The sequence below is a fragment of the Brevibacillus brevis genome (assembly GCF_900637055.1).
GTDB classification, from domain to species: domain Bacteria; phylum Bacillota; class Bacilli; order Brevibacillales; family Brevibacillaceae; genus Brevibacillus; species Brevibacillus brevis.
The window spans coordinates 6,433,472-6,448,397 of record NZ_LR134338.1 but is presented as its reverse complement, the minus strand read 5'-3'; the positions used below and the strand labels follow the sequence as shown (position 1 = coordinate 6,448,397).

Genomic DNA, 14,926 nt, shown 5'->3' with positions numbered 1-14,926 from the left:
AATCCGAAACAAGGGGGATCAGTGTAAGGTGTCAACCATCAAGAAACGATCGATCATTTTGACTGCTCTTCTGATAGTAGTGTGTGCCATCCTTGTATGGTACATGATGAAATGGAATGATACCGAGGGCTTGGAGAGTGTAGATGCAGCCAACAACACGACGGAATTGTCTGCATGGGTAGTAGACTGGCAGTGGGAATCCGGTTTGGAGGATTTCCGCAGGATGACGGATGGCTTGTCCAGTGTGCAAGTCTTCGCGGCGTATTTTGATGAAAATGACAAGTTGCATTTTACTGACCGCATGACCAAGGCGATGCCTGCGATCAAGGAAGCATCGAAGCAGGGCAGCTATGTTGATCTCGATTTGACCATTGTGAATGATCGTTTGAACAGTGATGGTACGCAGGTTCAAAAGGACCCGTCGATTGTCAGCAGGCTCATGGCGACAGATGCTAGCCGTACCAAGCACATTATGGAGATCAAGAATGCCGTGATCCAGAATGGCTTTCATGGTTTAGAAATCGATTATGAGAGAATTGACGAGAAAGACTGGGACAACTTCCTTACTTTTATCCATACCTTGTATCAGCATATGGAGCAGGAAGGGAAGTCGCTTCGTATTGTGTTGGAGCCACGCGCTCCGATTGAAGACTTGGCATTGCCAATAGGTCCTACCTACGTCATGATGGCTTACAATTTGTATGGTACGACTACGGAGCCAGGTCCTAAAGCCGATCATTCATTTATCGAGGAGCTTGCCCATCGAATGAAAAAAGTACCGGGCGACAAGGTCATGGCCCTGTCTGTAGGCGGATTTGACTGGGCTAGTGATGGAAAAGTGACGGCTGTGACGGAAAAGCAGGCAGCGGATCTTGCCATCTCGAGTATCGAGCCGCCAAAGCGGGATGAAGCTAGCGGCAGCTTGTACTTCGACTATATGGGTGAGGACGGCCAAAAGCACACGGTTTGGTATGCTGATGAAGTAACACTGTCTCAATGGGTCGCAGTTGCGAAGAAAGCGGGCATTGAGAAAATCGCGCTTTGGCGACTTGGTGACATGGGGGAAGGGACGTTGCAATATGTGAATCGGTGAGTGGCTGTGGTGGAGGGAAGAAGCGAATTTCCAGTCTACGCTTCGGCCTACGCCCCGCAAGGGGTATGACTGTCCGCTTCGAAATAACACCCATCTGGGATTTGCTAGAATGTTTTTCTATCATGATGTAACTTTGTACCAGAGATGAACGTTATAATGCTAGAAGCGGTAGTCTGCTCTTTTACAGGGCGGCTGCTACATATGATTTTGGACATCATTCATAGGAGCGTGGAATTTTTGAGTCTCTGGGAAGCTTTTGTCGCGATTGTGCTGGGGCTAGTAGAAGGATTGACTGAGTTTGCCCCGGTTTCCTCTACGGGTCACATGATCATCGTGGATGACTTTTTGTTCCAAACGAAAGAGATGTTTTCACCAGAAGTGGCGAATACCTTCAAGATTGTCATTCAGCTCGGCTCGATTTTGGCTGTTGTCGTACTGATGTGGGATCGGTTCATGAGCTTGCTCGGCTTGAAAAAGCTGGCGGGTAAGAGCGAGATTCCAGCAGGGCCTCGACTGAATTTGGCTACGGTCATTGTCGGGTTGATTCCAGCGGGGATTCTGGGTGTTCTGTTTGATGACTACATCGATGAGTATTTGTTCTCTACAAAGACAGTGGTAATCGGTCTGGTGCTGGGCGCTCTGCTCATGCTGGCTGCGGATTGGTTCCGACCAAGGCGTGCCAAGATCGAATCGGTTGACCAAATTACGTACAAGCAAGCGTTGCTGGTTGGACTCATTCAATGTTTCTCCCTGTGGCCTGGCTTTTCCCGTTCGGGTTCCACGATCTCCGGGGGCGTACTGTTGGGCATGAGCCATCGTGCAGCGGCTGATTTTACGTTTATTATGGCGGTGCCGATCATGGCGGGAGCGAGCTTTTTGTCGCTGTTGAAGCGTTGGGATGCGATAACAATGGACAGCATTCCGTTTTTCGTCATCGGTTTTATTAGCGCGTTTGTGTTCGCGCTTCTGTCGATCCGTTTCTTCTTGAAGCTGATTAACCGTATCAAGCTGACACCCTTTGCGATTTATCGTTTGGTGCTGGCAGCGGTCATTTACTTTGTGTTTATGTAAAAATCAAAAATACGACAAAGGCTCCCGGTTGGGAGCCTTATTTTAATCATTTGCCTTTATCTCGCTCGGTTTTTCAATAACAATTCCGTTTAACTTAAGCGTAACAGGATTCGCAATCGTATCTCCAACGGGGCATGTCTGTTCCAAAAATTCAACAAAAGACTCTACTTGCTCTCTAGGAGCATCGGTTTTGATATGAAAGGTGTATCGAATTTCAGAATACCCGCGGCGGACATCAGATTTGTTCATGAAGCCATCCGTATCGAGATCGCCTTCAACTTCCACCCAAAAATCGTCGAGTTGAACGTTAAACTTCCGGGCATATACTCTGGCAACGATCGATTGGCAGGCGCCTAATGCGGAGAGTACCAGTTCAACCGGGTTCATGCCGGTATCCGTACCTCCCAAGCTTTTTGGTTCATCGATGGTTATCTCGAAATTTCTGGAACTGGCCTTCACAACCATTCCCTTCTGTAGATGTGCAGTTGCTTTGAATGTTTCAACAGGCATGATACACACTCCCTTCTGGATAATCAATACAAGTAGACTCTACCATAGTTTTCCAAATAACCATTATGAAAATTATTGCAATTATGCAAGCTGGCATCTTGTCCACTAAATACGCGCCCCACGGCGAATAAAAATTCACGATTAAGTATAATGTTGATGAAAGTTAGACCATCCAAGCTAGTAGTAGGTTGACATAAATTCATCATGTTGCATTTCTTTTTGTTCCTATTCATTTGAGAAAAGTGGCTAGGCGGATAGACGCCACTTTCAACAACAAATTTGATTCCAAAATCTTTCCAAAAGGGTGAGCAAACCCTTATTTTTTTTACCTAGATAGTGAAGGCGAAATGATGACCGGTCAAAATTACGCCTAATCTAAAATAGGAGTGTTGTGAATATGTCTAAAGGAATACGTGGGATTCATCTTTATACAGGAAAAGGTTATGGCACAGTAACAACTAACATGTTAAATGAATTCGATGGTACTAACATACACGATTTCGTTGTGCATCTCGGAAACATGGAAAGAGTGTTTTTTGACTATCGAAAGGGCAAGGCAGACCGTGCAGATGTAATTGATCAAATGATTGCTGATTTGGCTGACTTTTTACCTGAATACCAAGCGTCAGATATAAACAATAAGGACTTGTATATTTCGTTGCCAGCACTTAGTAACGATATTACTACAATTAAAAATATCGATGATTTTTATTCCGACTATCGATCCTATATGCGAAAAGTAGAAGACACATGTATCGAAATTTTAGGTGAAAAGGAATGGAAGTTCCGTATCGAAGGATTTTACTTCCGAACAGAAACTATTTTCCCAATCGATCAGAAAATCAGCAGTACAAACCCGACCTCGAACAAAATGGTTAAATTGTTGAATGATATTTCTTACAGAGTACGTAATACACATAAAAAAGAGTTTATGTGGGCGCCATACTATGGCTTTGGAACGTACGCAGAGAATATCACTCATAATCTAGGGGTAATTGCAAACAGAACAGACATTTTTGATATCATTTGCATCCAACCACAATACTATTTTCAAGGCGATCCTTACCAAGACAACGTGGATAAAGTCTTTGATAGTGCCAATCGTCAAAAGGTATATGATTTAGATGGAGACGTTGTTGGAGGTGGAAGAAAGACTTCGGCCACAGCATTAATTGGGGTAACCATGGAAGGTGATGATAATTATCGCAAAAGCCGATCTGACAGGTTCGATTACTATGTTGATACATTCTCTGGTATTGTCAAAGAAGCTCCAATGGTCTTCTACGCTGGTTCTACGCATAACCTGCTAAATAATAACTCACTCTTTGATGCAATCAACAATTTCTACGAAGTGTAATCTTATAGATGAAAATGCAAAAAACGAAGTGATATTCACTTCGTTTTTTGCAGATCAATATCTAAATTTTTCTCCTTAACTTCAAAGATCTCACCATTCGGATCGGTTACTTGATCATAAAAGTAGACATAAGTAGCTAATAAATCGTTCTGGTTATCAAATTTATCTTCTTTTATGGGTAACCCCGTCGATGAACTCACGTACGCGATGTGATAAATACCACTTTTCGGCTCAATAATGGTTTTCATCTTTTTAACTTGCTGCCCATTTAAAGTCTCAACACCTAAATATGTCCAAATATCCTTGTCTTGATACCGGTCAATTGTTTCTTTAAACAGTGATTTTTGGTTAGGGTATTGACGTACCTTGGATTTTAAAGTGATTTTTTCTTGTTCTTTTACAAAATTGTCCTCTCGTAGAAAACCATGTTGTGGGTTAAACCATTTTTCAGTAATTGCAGTTGAGAAAATACCTTTATGTTCTGTTTTTATGGATTTTACATGTTCAATCAAAGGTTGGGACTGAACGTTTTGAATTGGTATAGGAGTATTCGCAGAAACTGACGGAGCAATAATTCCTGAAAATCCAATTGAAATGGCCAAGGCCAATGATGTGAGAAGCGAAGTTTTTACCACGGCTATTACCTCCCCTAAGTTAATTTTCCGCTGTACTTGTTAGACGCCCTGACTGGGAAAAAGTTCCGTTTATCATGGAGCTATAAAGAATTCTGCATGAAAATGATCCTAAATACTCATAGAAATATGTTGCAATCACGTATCAAAATCTTGAATTTCAAGGCGAAATTTGCCAGTTTTTGTGGTAAAATAGAACATATGATCTCTTTTATTCTCGTTTTTCTCAAAAATCTGTGAGCAAATACCCATTTATTTTACCTAGTAGGTAGGGGGATTATATGTCAGAACAATCACTTGAGGAGAAGATAAGGCAGCAGTTGAAACGATCAGCTTGGAAGTTGCAATACGAGGCAAAGAAAAAATATCGTATGGAAATTCAGTTTACCAACGAAAAGTGGGACATCGGTCATACAGAAGAAGTTGATTCCCAGATGTTTGTTGAGGAATTACTGAACAGTCTACCAGAACGAGAACGTTTCATCATTAAACAGGTGGTCATTGAGGGAAGATCTGAAAGAGAAGTCGCAAAGAGGTTAGAACTTTCTCCCTCTCGACTACACGCATGTAAAGTACAGGCCCTACAACGTTTACGAAATAAACTCTTATTGGCTTAAAAGGGGGAGTAGTGTGGTAATAGCTGAGACATTATCCGAAATAGACTTTTGTAAATTAGTTGATGATGCTCAAAAAGGAAATCCGCTTGCAATTGAAGCATTAATTCAGTACTACGAACCCGATATGAAAAAAATGACTTGGTTTATTCGTATGCCACATGAAGATAGTATGCAATCTCTAAAGCTAATGTTGGTGGAGCTGATCCAATCAACGGCTACTCCTACTTAAAAGGAGGCTATTGAATGAATGAAACAGTTACAGTCATCATTGCAATACTTATCGTAATTTTGACTTTGTCGGTGATCCATAAGCATGTTGAGTTGAAAGTACAAATTCGCGATTTGATTAATGTAACATTACGTGCCACCAAGAATGACGAAAAAGAAGAATCACCGTAAGGCGGTTATTTCTTCTCTCTATAAATTGTAGAAGGGAAAGGGTCTTTTCCTTCTACTTCTATCTTATTGTGAATGGGAGGATGCCTCTTGGCTACGATGTTATTACTTGTATCGAGTGCTGCTTTGGTCCAGATACTCATAAGTCAACAAAAATTGTCTAAAGAGCTAAAGGAAATTAAGAAGTAGGTGGAGGAGCTGAATTGGAGGCAATTCCGATTTACCTTCAGTCTGTCAGGTGGGTAACTTTTTGGGGAGCAAAGTGGTCAACATCTTGGCCAGCGATCATAGTAAAAACAAAAATCCCCTTCCATTTGGTTGTGAAGGGGATTACTCATTACTTTAACAGATAAACCGCACGCGTAGTCATAAATCCTTTAACATCTTCGCCTTTATCCAGCTTTTGCTCGACGAAAGGAATGCCAGCTTCTTGCAGACGTACTTTCACCGCATTGAAATGGTGGAAGTCTACGACCAGCGTTTTGTTGCTTGCTTTAATCTCTTCAAGCTGCTTTTTCACTAATGCATTGGCGCCAGATTGTCCAATGATATGAGAAGCATTTACCATCACCATATTGGCGAGTAAGATGACGACAAGAACCTTGCCCGCATGGCGGAAAAAGCCCTTCTGGACATCCCAGACTGCCAGCGCAATCAAGAGCGGAATCAACCAAAGCTGCGGAACATAGCGCGCCCACCAGCTTTCCGGATTAATGAGCACGGTCACGAAGAGCGCCAGACTGATCCACAAGAAAGGTGCCGCTTTTTTTCGATGAGTCCCCAAAAGCAAGGCGACAAGAATCAGGCATGTGACAATCACAGCTCCTCCGAAAAGCGGTCCGAATCCGGCTACACGCACGTCAGGAGAGTAGAACACGGCGAGCTCTTTCCATGTGACCGTAAATGGCACTTTCCATGTAGGGCTATGGGGTGTTGCGATGTTCTCCGATTTGGAAAATAAGGAGATAGCCAAATTTTCTATGCTCGTATTGTCTTTGAAGCCATGCGGGCTGTTCGAGGTCATGATATCAACGGCACCCTTGCCCGCCAACGGATAAAACGGATGCCCCTTCGTTAGCGTGTTGGTGACATACGGATTGTACCCGACAACCCCTACCGTGATAACCAAACTCACCGAAAGCCACACGAGCATGCTCTTGATGTGCTGACGGCGATCGTAGAAAAAGAAGAGCACGAGAATAGCCAAGCCGAGCAATCCGGCATACCCCAATGCCGTGAATTTGATCTGCGCCAGCAGCATGAGCGCTGCGCATAGCGCCAGTAGCGTCCAAACATGGTAGCGCTTATACAGCAGATAGCCGAGAGCGCAGATGATGAGCACGAGCGAGCCAAGCTGTCCGTCAATATAGAAGGAAGTCGATTGCGTGATCACCGCAGGATTGAACGCTGCGAGTAGTGCGAAGGCAATCGCCGCCCCTTTTTTCTCTGGGAAAGCGGTTCGGATGGCAGCGAGTGTCAGGAAAAAGGACGATGCAATCAACAACAGGTTAAATATTTTGCTGACCTCAATCTGACCAGTCAATTTGTACATGACCGCATCGAGCATCCAAGGCCCCTTGGCGTAATGATTGATCCACAGGTGAAAGGCCGAGAGAACCTCTCTATTATCCATCTCCTCCACTTCTTTTGAACCAGAAGGCTTAAGGATGGGCTGGTCATGAACCGGATTCCAGCCGTTGGTCATCTTCACGATTGCTTCTTGATGATACGTTTGTCCGTCAAAAGAGAGGTCAAACGTATTGGCGCTGATGAAGTAGCTGATGCCTGAAACAATCGCCAGTCCAGCCAGCAGGGAGAAAAACCAGGCCCGACGACGTGAACTTACGAAGACCGACACCATCCCGCCCATCGCAGCCAAAGCCGCAACGAGGCCAATCCAAAAGCTGGCGGCCGTCACGGATACGCCGAACAAAAATAAAACCGATGTGCTAAGCACAATCGTAGCCATAAACAATAGCAAAGCCGTCCCGAGCAGGAACGAGTACGTAGCTGTACGGTTATTCATGAACATAATCTCCTGTCTACGAATCTACTAGCCAGTGAGGGTAGGGAGGTTCGCTGCCAGCAGATGCAATACGGTCGCAAGCAGTACCCCAAGCACCAGACCCCCGGCTATTTCCCATCTGGTATGTCCCATGCTTTCTCGCAAAGGCTTGGCGGGAAACACGTCCGGATGTTCCTTTGCGAGCTTGTTGAGAGCCTCTGCATGTTTTCCTACCGCTCTGCGCAATCCAGTCGCATCGATGATCACAATAAACGTCACAGCCACACCCAGCCCGAATGCAGGATGAGTAAAGCCCTCCTGCAAACCAATCAAAAACACAGTCGTGACCATAACGGTTGTGTGCGTGCTGGGAAACCCGCCGTTCCCGACCATTTCTTTGGCCCGGGACCCAAACCGGAGGTAATTAATCAAAAATTTGGTTATTCCGGACACAAGCCAGCCGATAAACGGCGCTACCGCATATAACATGATAAAACTCCTCTACGTGATGATTACGACTGAGAAATGACGACGACGCCCACGACGATAATCGCCAGACCGACAATACGTGTGAGGGACAAAGGTTCGTTGAAGATCAAGAAGGACAGCACAGCTACCAATACGTATCCGAGTGCTGCCATGGGATAAGCATAGGAGAGCTGCACCTTTTCCAGCGCAGCAATCCAAATAAACGCAGAAAGTCCGTAAAGCGCAAGTCCCACCATAATCGGCAGGTTCGTAAAATAGTGCAGGAACTTCAGTAGCAGCATGTCATTGTTGCTGGTGAGCGAGGATGCGCCCATCTTCATCGCAACTTGTCCACACGCACTGAGGATCACGGAAATGATGATGAGAACAATTGATGGCATAGCCTGATCCACAACCTATCTGTGCAAGGAAATTCATGTTCAAAGTCCAACTTTTTGAACTTCCTTATTTAAATTCAAATACGTAAATAATCCCGGCCACCATGACGACATACAGGAACACCGTAATGAGAATCGGCTTGTCCTGCAACAAAACTTTTTCCGGACTGCCGCCCTGGCCTGCGACGGTGATCAAATACAGGTAGCGGAAAATCCCAAAGATCACAAGTGGAATGGTCCACATCAAGTGAATCGTGCGTCCAGATGTAAAAGTGAACAAGGAATAGCTGATGATCGTCATGGTCGTCACAATCGTATTCAGCTGATTCAACAATTCGGACGAATAGCTGTCGAGCACTTTGCGATGCGTACCTTTATCCTGCTGCAATAAAATCAGCTCGTGGCGACGTTTGCTGATGGCCAAAAACAGCGCGAGCAGCATCGTACAGAGCAAAAACCACGGCGTAAACGGTGTTTGGATCATCAGACTTCCACCGATGGCACGCAAAACAAAACCGGCTGAGATAATCATGACGTCTAGAATGACCACATGCTTCAGCTTCAGCGAGTAAGCGACGTTGAGCACAAAGTAAACAAACAGTACGAGCGCGAATAATCGGTCAAAGTAATAAGCACTAAAAAGGGAACCCAGTAGCAAAAACGCACCGAATGCTAATGCGAGCGCTGGCGGCAATGCACCAGAAGCCATGGGCCGGAACTGTTTTTCCGGGTGATTTCGGTCATTTTTGATATCGACAAAATCATTGAGGATATAGACACAGCCGGATACAAAACAAAACAGCAGGAACGCCAACACTGATTTTCCAATGACATCCGGACTTACTTTGTGCAAGGAAAATAGCAAGGCAGCAAAGACAAGCAAGTTTTTCGTCCATTGATGTGGACGAAGCTGTTTTACTAATAGGTAGACCATATTTTGTCGAACGCGTGGCGTTGTTTTGACGTCAACTTTAACAGAATTTGATGTTGCCCCCATATCTAACCCCTATCCTAGTATCGAATCTTGTACCCTCTAATGACGAAAAATGTAAAAAGAAGGTTACACCTGTAATATGGTAACATAACTTGTCCCATAAAAATTTAACGATAACAGAAAAAATGTGAACTTGCGATAAAGAATGATTGCCAAAAATAATATTGGTGTTACAAGAAAACGCAGCCCTCATGAAGGAGCTGCGTTTTTGGAGTTATCCCTGTTAGTTTACTCGCGGAATAGGAGTGGCTGTTTTTTTCCGCGAATACAGGAACAAATTGATGAGAACGATCACGAATATGATCAATTGCGGGATCGTCGTTTCCCAGCTCGCGTAAATGCCGAGAGTCGGTGCGTACAACAAGTAATCGCTGCTGTGTGCAGATAAGCTTCCTGTCACTTGCAAAGCGTGGATGCTGACGCCGACGAATTTAAACGCCATGTAGTAGAGCAAGAGGCTGGCTACAAAAAAGAACGGACGCACCGGAATGCGTGCACTGAGCTTGATGATGACAAAGCCAATCACAGCCAAGACGACAATCGCGCTCACGATACCGATCACCAGGTCTGTCATGGAGATCGTAGCGGCCATCCCCATATAAAAGATAATCGTTTCTGCCCCTTCGCGTGCGACAGCGAGAAAGGCAGTGAATGAGAGTGACCACAGAGCTCCTGTTGCCAAGGAAGAGCCGATAGACTTCTCGACAAACTGATTCCATGCCTGCAAATTGGACTTCTTATGCAACCAGGCACCAATCGTCACCATAAAGAAAACGGCAATCAGTCCGGTTACTCCCTCAATCGTTTCTCGCGAGTTGCCTGTGGAGAGGGTGGAGAAAACGAGACTGAGGATGACGGCAAGAATGGCGGAAACTACGATTCCGGCAATGGACCCAGACCAGATCCATTTGCGCTTGTCGGCATTGCCTGACTTGTTCAGGACAGTGAGCAGCGAGACGATGATCAAGATGGCCTCCAGTCCTTCGCGGAACAAGATGAGTCCCGCATCCCAAGCGGTGTACGAGGACGTTGTCGCAAATGGCGCAAGCTCTGTCTTCATTTCCGCAAGATGAGCCGTCGCCTTTTCCCATTGCGGGGGATTGGACAGGATGAGTGTCGGGACGGCGACCATCTTGGCTTCGATGCTGCTGTAGGTCGCTGGCGATTTGGTCATGACTACGCCTTCTACAGAGGGCCAAGAGGTGATAAAGGTCTCCATTTTGTCCGAAGCAGCGGTTGCGTTCTGATTGGCGATATCTGTTTCAACCGATGCAAGGAGTGCGAGTAGAGACGAGATGGTTGGCTGCTCGGAAGAAGGATTCGCAGCAGGCTGTTGGACTGCCTTTCCTGACAAATAATTGTCGACCGCAGTAATGAGTGCCTGTACTTTCTCTGCACTCTTTTTAGGATCGGGTGGTTCTGTATTCAAGGCAATGCGCGCACCGCTGATTTTGATTTCCATGTCCCCGTAGACTGCGGCATTTTCCGCTCGAACAAGACCCTCTGCCTTGTACCAGCCGGTGACGAAGCTGTTGTACGATTGCTTGGCTTTCGTCAGATCGCCTTCCGTGATGGCTGTCATGCTGTTTTGCAAGAGCGGCAGCAATGCCGCAATTTGCTTGTGCGCGCGCTCTTTTGGCTGACCGCCTTCTTCTTTGGACGAGACGTAACGATCTGTTGCTTTTGCCAAATTGGAGATGGCTGCTTTTGCAGTGTCAGGATTCGCCTTTGCTTGGGCAAGGGCTTGCTCTGCTTCCACGATTGCTTGCGTCAATGCTTGTGCATCTGCGGAGCTCTCTTCCGAATTGCCCTCCCAGATGCTCTTCATACTGCTGATCGCTTTAGCTGCTTCTTCCCAGTTGCTATCCCCACTGCTAATCAAGGCATCGCTGGAGAGGGCGATCATTTGTTTGAGCTGTTCTGGCACAAGCGGCGCGGCTACAGCGGAAGAGAGAGCAGATGTCCATAGCAGCAGGCAGGTACAAATGATAAACAGATAGCGTTTCAAGGTGTTCACTCCATCCCAGGTAGTTGGTTAAAAAAGCGTGTCCCCGATGTATCCGCCCTCACTTGCACCAGGGAGACAGGCGTACAGACCACTGCCTACATGGGTGATATATTCATTGAGCAGGTCGACGGATGCGAGCTTTTGTTGCATCGGAATGAATTGCTTGCGCGGATCACGATTGAAGCAAATGAACAAAAGCCCAGCATCGAGCTGACCAGTCTTGAGATCCATTCCACTCGAATAGGAGTAACCGCGCCGCAAAATTTTCACCTTGCCCTCCATATGGGCCAAGGCAACGTGGGAATCCACGGGAATCACGGGCTTTCCTTTTGCGTCCTTGCGATCCAGCTCCAGCTCGTCGAACTCATTTGCTTTGCCCAGTGGAGCACCCGTCATGCGATGGCGACCAAACGTATTCTCCTGATCGGTGAGGGAGGAGCGATCCCATACCTCGATCCGCATGCGGATTCGGCGCATGACCATGTAGCTGCCGCCTGCCATCCACGCGGGACTTTCAGCAGTGTGAGCCCAGACGACTTCATTTGCGGTAGCGGGATCGTTCACCTGCGGATTGTTCGTGCCATCCTTGAAGCCCATCAGATTGCGTGGTGTGGAGCCAGTCGGGTCGGATGCGCTGGTACGCTGGAAGCCCTCCTGCAGCCAGTGGAGGACAGCTTTGCCTCGAGCGATCCGGGCCAAGTTCCGCAGGGCATGGAAGGCGACCTGTGGATCGTTGGCACAGACCTGCACGACAATATCGCCATCTGACCATTCTTTTCGCATTTCATCGCTGTTGAAGCGAGGCAAGTCAACTAAGGGAGCTGGGCGTTTGGCTGCCAGACCAAAGCGCTCGTCAAAGAAAGAAGCGCCAAGCCCAAATGTGATTGTCAATTGCATTGGGCGCAGGCCCATGGCTTCTCCCGTGTCGACAGGAGGAAGAAGGGCGTTGTCGCTCTCCTCATCGACGTTTTTGCCGGCAGTCATGCGTGCTGCCGCCTGCGTCCAGCTTTGAAACAAGGTGCGGACATCCCCTAGCGAGGTCGTCGTCAAATCAAAAGCACCCATGCAGATAAAATCCTGCATAGGTGTAATGATCCCGGACTGATGCTTGCCATAAAAGGGAATGACCTCATCTGCACCGGTCGGAGTGGCACTTGTCTGCTCATCTTTAGAAGGAGAGGGCATAAGGTTATTGACCCCAGTCGCCCCCAACAGCAGTCCAATCCCCCCGACACCAGCCAACTTTAGAGCTTCTCGACGTGTGATTTTGTTCGCTGCGGTGTTTGCGGGATGCTTGTCATTCATCTTGTTAGCCTCCTACGATCGTACCCATTTTGGACAATGGTTCAGCCAATGCGTCGAGGGACTGACTCAGCTTTTTCACCTGGTCTTCCTTCAACTCGGTGTACAGCACATAACCGTCACCTTTACGGTATGGCGCGAGTGCTTTGTCCAAATCAGCGAAGCGAGCTTCAATTTCACTGGCAAGAGCAGCGTCTTTTGCCGTAACAGCAGGCTTCAATACTTTATAAATTTCGTGAGCGCCTTCCACGTTCGCAGCGAAATCGTACAAGTCTGTATGGGAATAGCGTTCTTCCTCACCAGTCACCTTGCTCGTCGATACTTCGTTCAAGAGCTCAACTGCACCCGTTACCAGCATAGGCACGTCGATTTCGACGCTCTCTACCTTCACGCGGAGCTGCTTCACATCTTGCAGCAGCTGATCCGCCACTTTTCCTTGGTCAGCGACCGATTTGGTTTCCCAGAGTGCTTTCTCCAATTTGTGATAGCCGCGCCATTCGTTATCAGGCACATCGCCTTCGCGGGCATCAATCCATGGGTCAAAATCGCCGAGAGATTCCGCGATAGGCTCGATTCTCTCAAAGTAAGCACGGGCTGGAGCATACTCCTTTTTCGCTTTTTCCAGATCGCCTGCTTTGACGGCGGTGGTGAAGCTTTCTGTTTCTTTTACGAATTGGTCGGTTTGGTCAACGACCCATTTTCGGTATTGATCAATAGAGGCTTGCAGCTCAGGAGAAGGAGCAGAAGCAGTGCTCGCTGTCGCAGACTGATCAGCAGCGGCAGGCTTGTCAGGCTGCGCGGCTTCTGGTTTTTTCTCTTCGGTTTGTGTTTGTGCGTTTCCACAAGCGGCGAGCAAGGAGGAACCGAGAACAACTGCGGCAAGTGGATAACTCCATTTTTGAATCATGAAAAGACATCCCTTCATCTGATATGAGTGCATAATTATATGATTATATGTTGATAATGAATATCATTATCATTTACAAAGAATTTTACTCTTTCTTAGACAGTTTGCAATCTTTTTTTGACTAACGATCACTCGTTAGTTTTGGCGTTGTTCACATAAAACCAATGGTAGCTCAACAATCCCTTAACAATGACTTGTTATGATCGAGCTATCAACCAAATAAATAACGTCTGTAAGTGGGTCGAGACGTGGAGAAAGCCCTCATACAGCAATAGATTCGAAAAAGACCGTTCGTTCGGTTTGTTTCTTTGTGCTATTGCCGTGTATGAGGGCTTTTTGTGTTTTCGAATGAAAGGAGCGAGCAAGGGATTTGCTAGATACAGATAGGTACGATGCGTATTTTTTTGATTTGGATGGAACGATTTTTCTTGGGAATGAGCTGCTTCCTGGGGTGGAAAAGACACTTGCTGCACTGAGGGAGAAGCAGAAGAAAATCATGTTTTTGACCAACACGACGGTACAGACAAGAACAGCTTGTCAGACTCGCCTTCAGAAGCTCGGATTGGCTGCCCGGCGGGAAGAAATCATGACGGCTGCCTATGCGGCGGGATTGTATCTTCAAGAGAATGCGGAGCAAGCGCGTGTCCTGATTGTAGGGGAGCCTGCCTTGGAGGAAGAGATTGCGAGCTTTCATATAAAGCAGGTGCAAGATGCGGAGGAAGCGACGCATGTATTGGTCGGAATGGACCGTGCATTTACGTATGAAAAGCTGCAACAAGCTGCTGACGCTGTGCGAAAGGGAGCCCACCTGATCGTAGCGAACCCCGATCCGGTATGTCCGGTGCCAGGGGGTGCCATTCCTGATACATGGGCGTTGGCGAGAGCGATTGAAACGGCCGGTGGAGCCTCTGTCTGGGCGATGACTGGCAAGCCGTCTCGGTACTACGCCGATCAGGTTTTTCAACAGCTTCAAGTGCAGCCAGAAAGATGCGTCATGGTAGGCGACCGTTTGGAGACAGACATTTTACTCGGGAAAAACAGCGGTATGAAAACGGCGCTGGTAATGACAGGTGTGACGACCAGTCGCGAACTGGAAGCCACAGAGATTCAGCCAGATTACATCCTTCCGACGATGGAAGCCATGGTGCAAGTCGAGTAGGAAAACGAG

Annotated in this window: 16 protein-coding genes; 7 read left to right on the top strand and 9 right to left on the bottom strand. The window is 46.8% G+C overall.

The features are described 5' to 3' along the window. Positions 1–28 precede the first annotated feature (28 nt). Complete coding sequence (locus EL268_RS31180) at positions 29–1,093, top strand: glycosyl hydrolase family 18 protein (RefSeq protein ID WP_106657234.1); 1,065 nt, start codon at positions 29–31, stop codon at positions 1,091–1,093. 237 nt (positions 1,094–1,330) lie between these two features. Continuing rightward, positions 1,331–2,164: an undecaprenyl-diphosphate phosphatase gene (locus EL268_RS31175; RefSeq protein WP_164724549.1), complete on the top strand. Its 834-nt coding sequence runs from the start codon at positions 1,331–1,333 to the stop codon at positions 2,162–2,164. Positions 2,165–2,206: 42 nt separating this feature from the next. Here EL268_RS31175 and EL268_RS31170 read toward each other — a convergent pair whose 3' ends face one another. Continuing rightward, positions 2,207–2,674, bottom strand: a complete 468-nt coding sequence (locus tag EL268_RS31170) for an OsmC family protein (protein WP_015893906.1) — start codon at positions 2,672–2,674, stop codon at positions 2,207–2,209. Between the two features lie 397 nt (positions 2,675–3,071). Between EL268_RS31170 and EL268_RS31165 the strand changes: the two genes are divergently transcribed. Next, positions 3,072–4,031, top strand: a complete 960-nt coding sequence (locus EL268_RS31165) for a DUF4855 domain-containing protein (RefSeq protein WP_106657233.1) — start codon at positions 3,072–3,074, stop codon at positions 4,029–4,031. A gap of 35 nt (positions 4,032–4,066) precedes the next feature. Here the strand turns inward: EL268_RS31165 and EL268_RS31160 are convergent, their stop codons facing one another. Beyond that, the gene (locus EL268_RS31160) at positions 4,067–4,666 is read right to left on the bottom strand and encodes a hypothetical protein (RefSeq protein ID WP_106657232.1); all 600 of its coding nucleotides are present in this window, start codon (positions 4,664–4,666) and stop codon (positions 4,067–4,069) included. Positions 4,667–4,944: 278 nt separating this feature from the next. Here EL268_RS31160 and EL268_RS31155 point away from each other — a divergent pair, with 278 nt between their 5' ends. The 3 genes from EL268_RS31155 to EL268_RS33045 are packed head-to-tail and all read left to right on the top strand — an operon-like array spanning position 4,945 to position 5,679. Next, positions 4,945–5,280 carry a sigma factor-like helix-turn-helix DNA-binding protein gene (locus tag EL268_RS31155; RefSeq protein ID WP_106657231.1) on the top strand — a complete coding sequence of 112 codons (336 nt, stop codon included), beginning with the start codon at positions 4,945–4,947 and terminating at the stop codon, positions 5,278–5,280. Positions 5,281–5,293: 13 nt separating this feature from the next. After that, positions 5,294–5,509 carry a helix-turn-helix domain-containing protein gene (locus EL268_RS31150; RefSeq protein ID WP_106657230.1) on the top strand — a complete coding sequence of 72 codons (216 nt, stop codon included), beginning with the start codon at positions 5,294–5,296 and terminating at the stop codon, positions 5,507–5,509. Between the two features lie 14 nt (positions 5,510–5,523). Beyond that, the gene (locus tag EL268_RS33045; protein ID WP_164724548.1) at positions 5,524–5,679 is read left to right on the top strand and encodes a hypothetical protein; all 156 of its coding nucleotides are present in this window, start codon (positions 5,524–5,526) and stop codon (positions 5,677–5,679) included. A 334-nt stretch (positions 5,680–6,013) separates the two neighbouring features. Here the strand turns inward: EL268_RS33045 and EL268_RS31145 are convergent, their stop codons facing one another. The 7 genes from EL268_RS31145 to efeO all read right to left on the bottom strand — a co-directional run bounded on the left by EL268_RS31145 (position 6,014) and on the right by efeO (position 13,758). Further along, positions 6,014–7,702 carry a hypothetical protein gene (locus EL268_RS31145; RefSeq protein ID WP_106657229.1) on the bottom strand — a complete coding sequence of 563 codons (1,689 nt, stop codon included), beginning with the start codon at positions 7,700–7,702 and terminating at the stop codon, positions 6,014–6,016. Between the two features lie 27 nt (positions 7,703–7,729). Next, the gene (locus EL268_RS31140; RefSeq protein ID WP_106657228.1) at positions 7,730–8,170 is read right to left on the bottom strand and encodes a divergent PAP2 family protein; all 441 of its coding nucleotides are present in this window, start codon (positions 8,168–8,170) and stop codon (positions 7,730–7,732) included. Positions 8,171–8,193: 23 nt separating this feature from the next. After that, entirely contained in the window at positions 8,194–8,550 is a 357-nt protein-coding gene (locus EL268_RS31135; RefSeq protein WP_106657227.1) for an SMR family transporter, read from the bottom strand. 64 nt (positions 8,551–8,614) lie between these two features. After that, a complete protein-coding gene (locus EL268_RS31130; RefSeq protein WP_069849938.1) occupies positions 8,615–9,544 on the bottom strand; it encodes a decaprenyl-phosphate phosphoribosyltransferase in 930 nt (309 codons plus the stop codon). A 220-nt stretch (positions 9,545–9,764) separates the two neighbouring features. Next, positions 9,765–11,549, bottom strand: coding sequence for an FTR1 family iron permease (locus tag EL268_RS31125; protein WP_106657226.1), 1,785 nt, complete (start codon positions 11,547–11,549; stop codon positions 9,765–9,767). Between the two features lie 27 nt (positions 11,550–11,576). Beyond that, the gene (efeB, locus tag EL268_RS31120; protein WP_106657225.1) at positions 11,577–12,854 is read right to left on the bottom strand and encodes an iron uptake transporter deferrochelatase/peroxidase subunit; all 1,278 of its coding nucleotides are present in this window, start codon (positions 12,852–12,854) and stop codon (positions 11,577–11,579) included. A 4-nt stretch (positions 12,855–12,858) separates the two neighbouring features. Next, on the bottom strand, positions 12,859–13,758 hold the full coding sequence (gene efeO / locus EL268_RS31115; protein WP_106657224.1) for an iron uptake system protein EfeO: 900 nt from the start codon (positions 13,756–13,758) through the stop codon (positions 12,859–12,861). Between the two features lie 370 nt (positions 13,759–14,128). Here efeO and EL268_RS31110 point away from each other — a divergent pair, with 370 nt between their 5' ends. After that, positions 14,129–14,917 carry an HAD-IIA family hydrolase gene (locus EL268_RS31110; RefSeq protein WP_106657223.1) on the top strand — a complete coding sequence of 263 codons (789 nt, stop codon included), beginning with the start codon at positions 14,129–14,131 and terminating at the stop codon, positions 14,915–14,917. Positions 14,918–14,926 lie beyond the last annotated feature (9 nt).

What these genes read in the sequence shown, in the direction of transcription:
- EL268_RS31170 (WP_015893906.1), bottom strand. Translation starts at nt 2,674, where the DNA reads ATGCCTGTTGAAACATTCAAAGCAACTGCACATCTACAGAAGGGAATG.
- EL268_RS31165 (WP_106657233.1), top strand. Translation starts at nt 3,072, where the DNA reads ATGTCTAAAGGAATACGTGGGATTCATCTTTATACAGGAAAAGGTTAT.
- EL268_RS31155 (WP_106657231.1), top strand. Translation starts at nt 4,945, where the DNA reads ATGTCAGAACAATCACTTGAGGAGAAGATAAGGCAGCAGTTGAAACGA.
- EL268_RS33045 (WP_164724548.1), top strand. Translation starts at nt 5,524, where the DNA reads ATGAATGAAACAGTTACAGTCATCATTGCAATACTTATCGTAATTTTG.
- EL268_RS31145 (WP_106657229.1), bottom strand. Translation starts at nt 7,702, where the DNA reads ATGAATAACCGTACAGCTACGTACTCGTTCCTGCTCGGGACGGCTTTG.
- EL268_RS31140 (WP_106657228.1), bottom strand. Translation starts at nt 8,170, where the DNA reads ATGTTATATGCGGTAGCGCCGTTTATCGGCTGGCTTGTGTCCGGAATA.
- EL268_RS31135 (WP_106657227.1), bottom strand. Translation starts at nt 8,550, where the DNA reads ATGCCATCAATTGTTCTCATCATCATTTCCGTGATCCTCAGTGCGTGT.
- EL268_RS31130 (WP_069849938.1), bottom strand. Translation starts at nt 9,544, where the DNA reads ATGGGGGCAACATCAAATTCTGTTAAAGTTGACGTCAAAACAACGCCA.
- efeB (WP_106657225.1), bottom strand. Translation starts at nt 12,854, where the DNA reads ATGAATGACAAGCATCCCGCAAACACCGCAGCGAACAAAATCACACGT.
- efeO (WP_106657224.1), bottom strand. Translation starts at nt 13,758, where the DNA reads ATGATTCAAAAATGGAGTTATCCACTTGCCGCAGTTGTTCTCGGTTCC.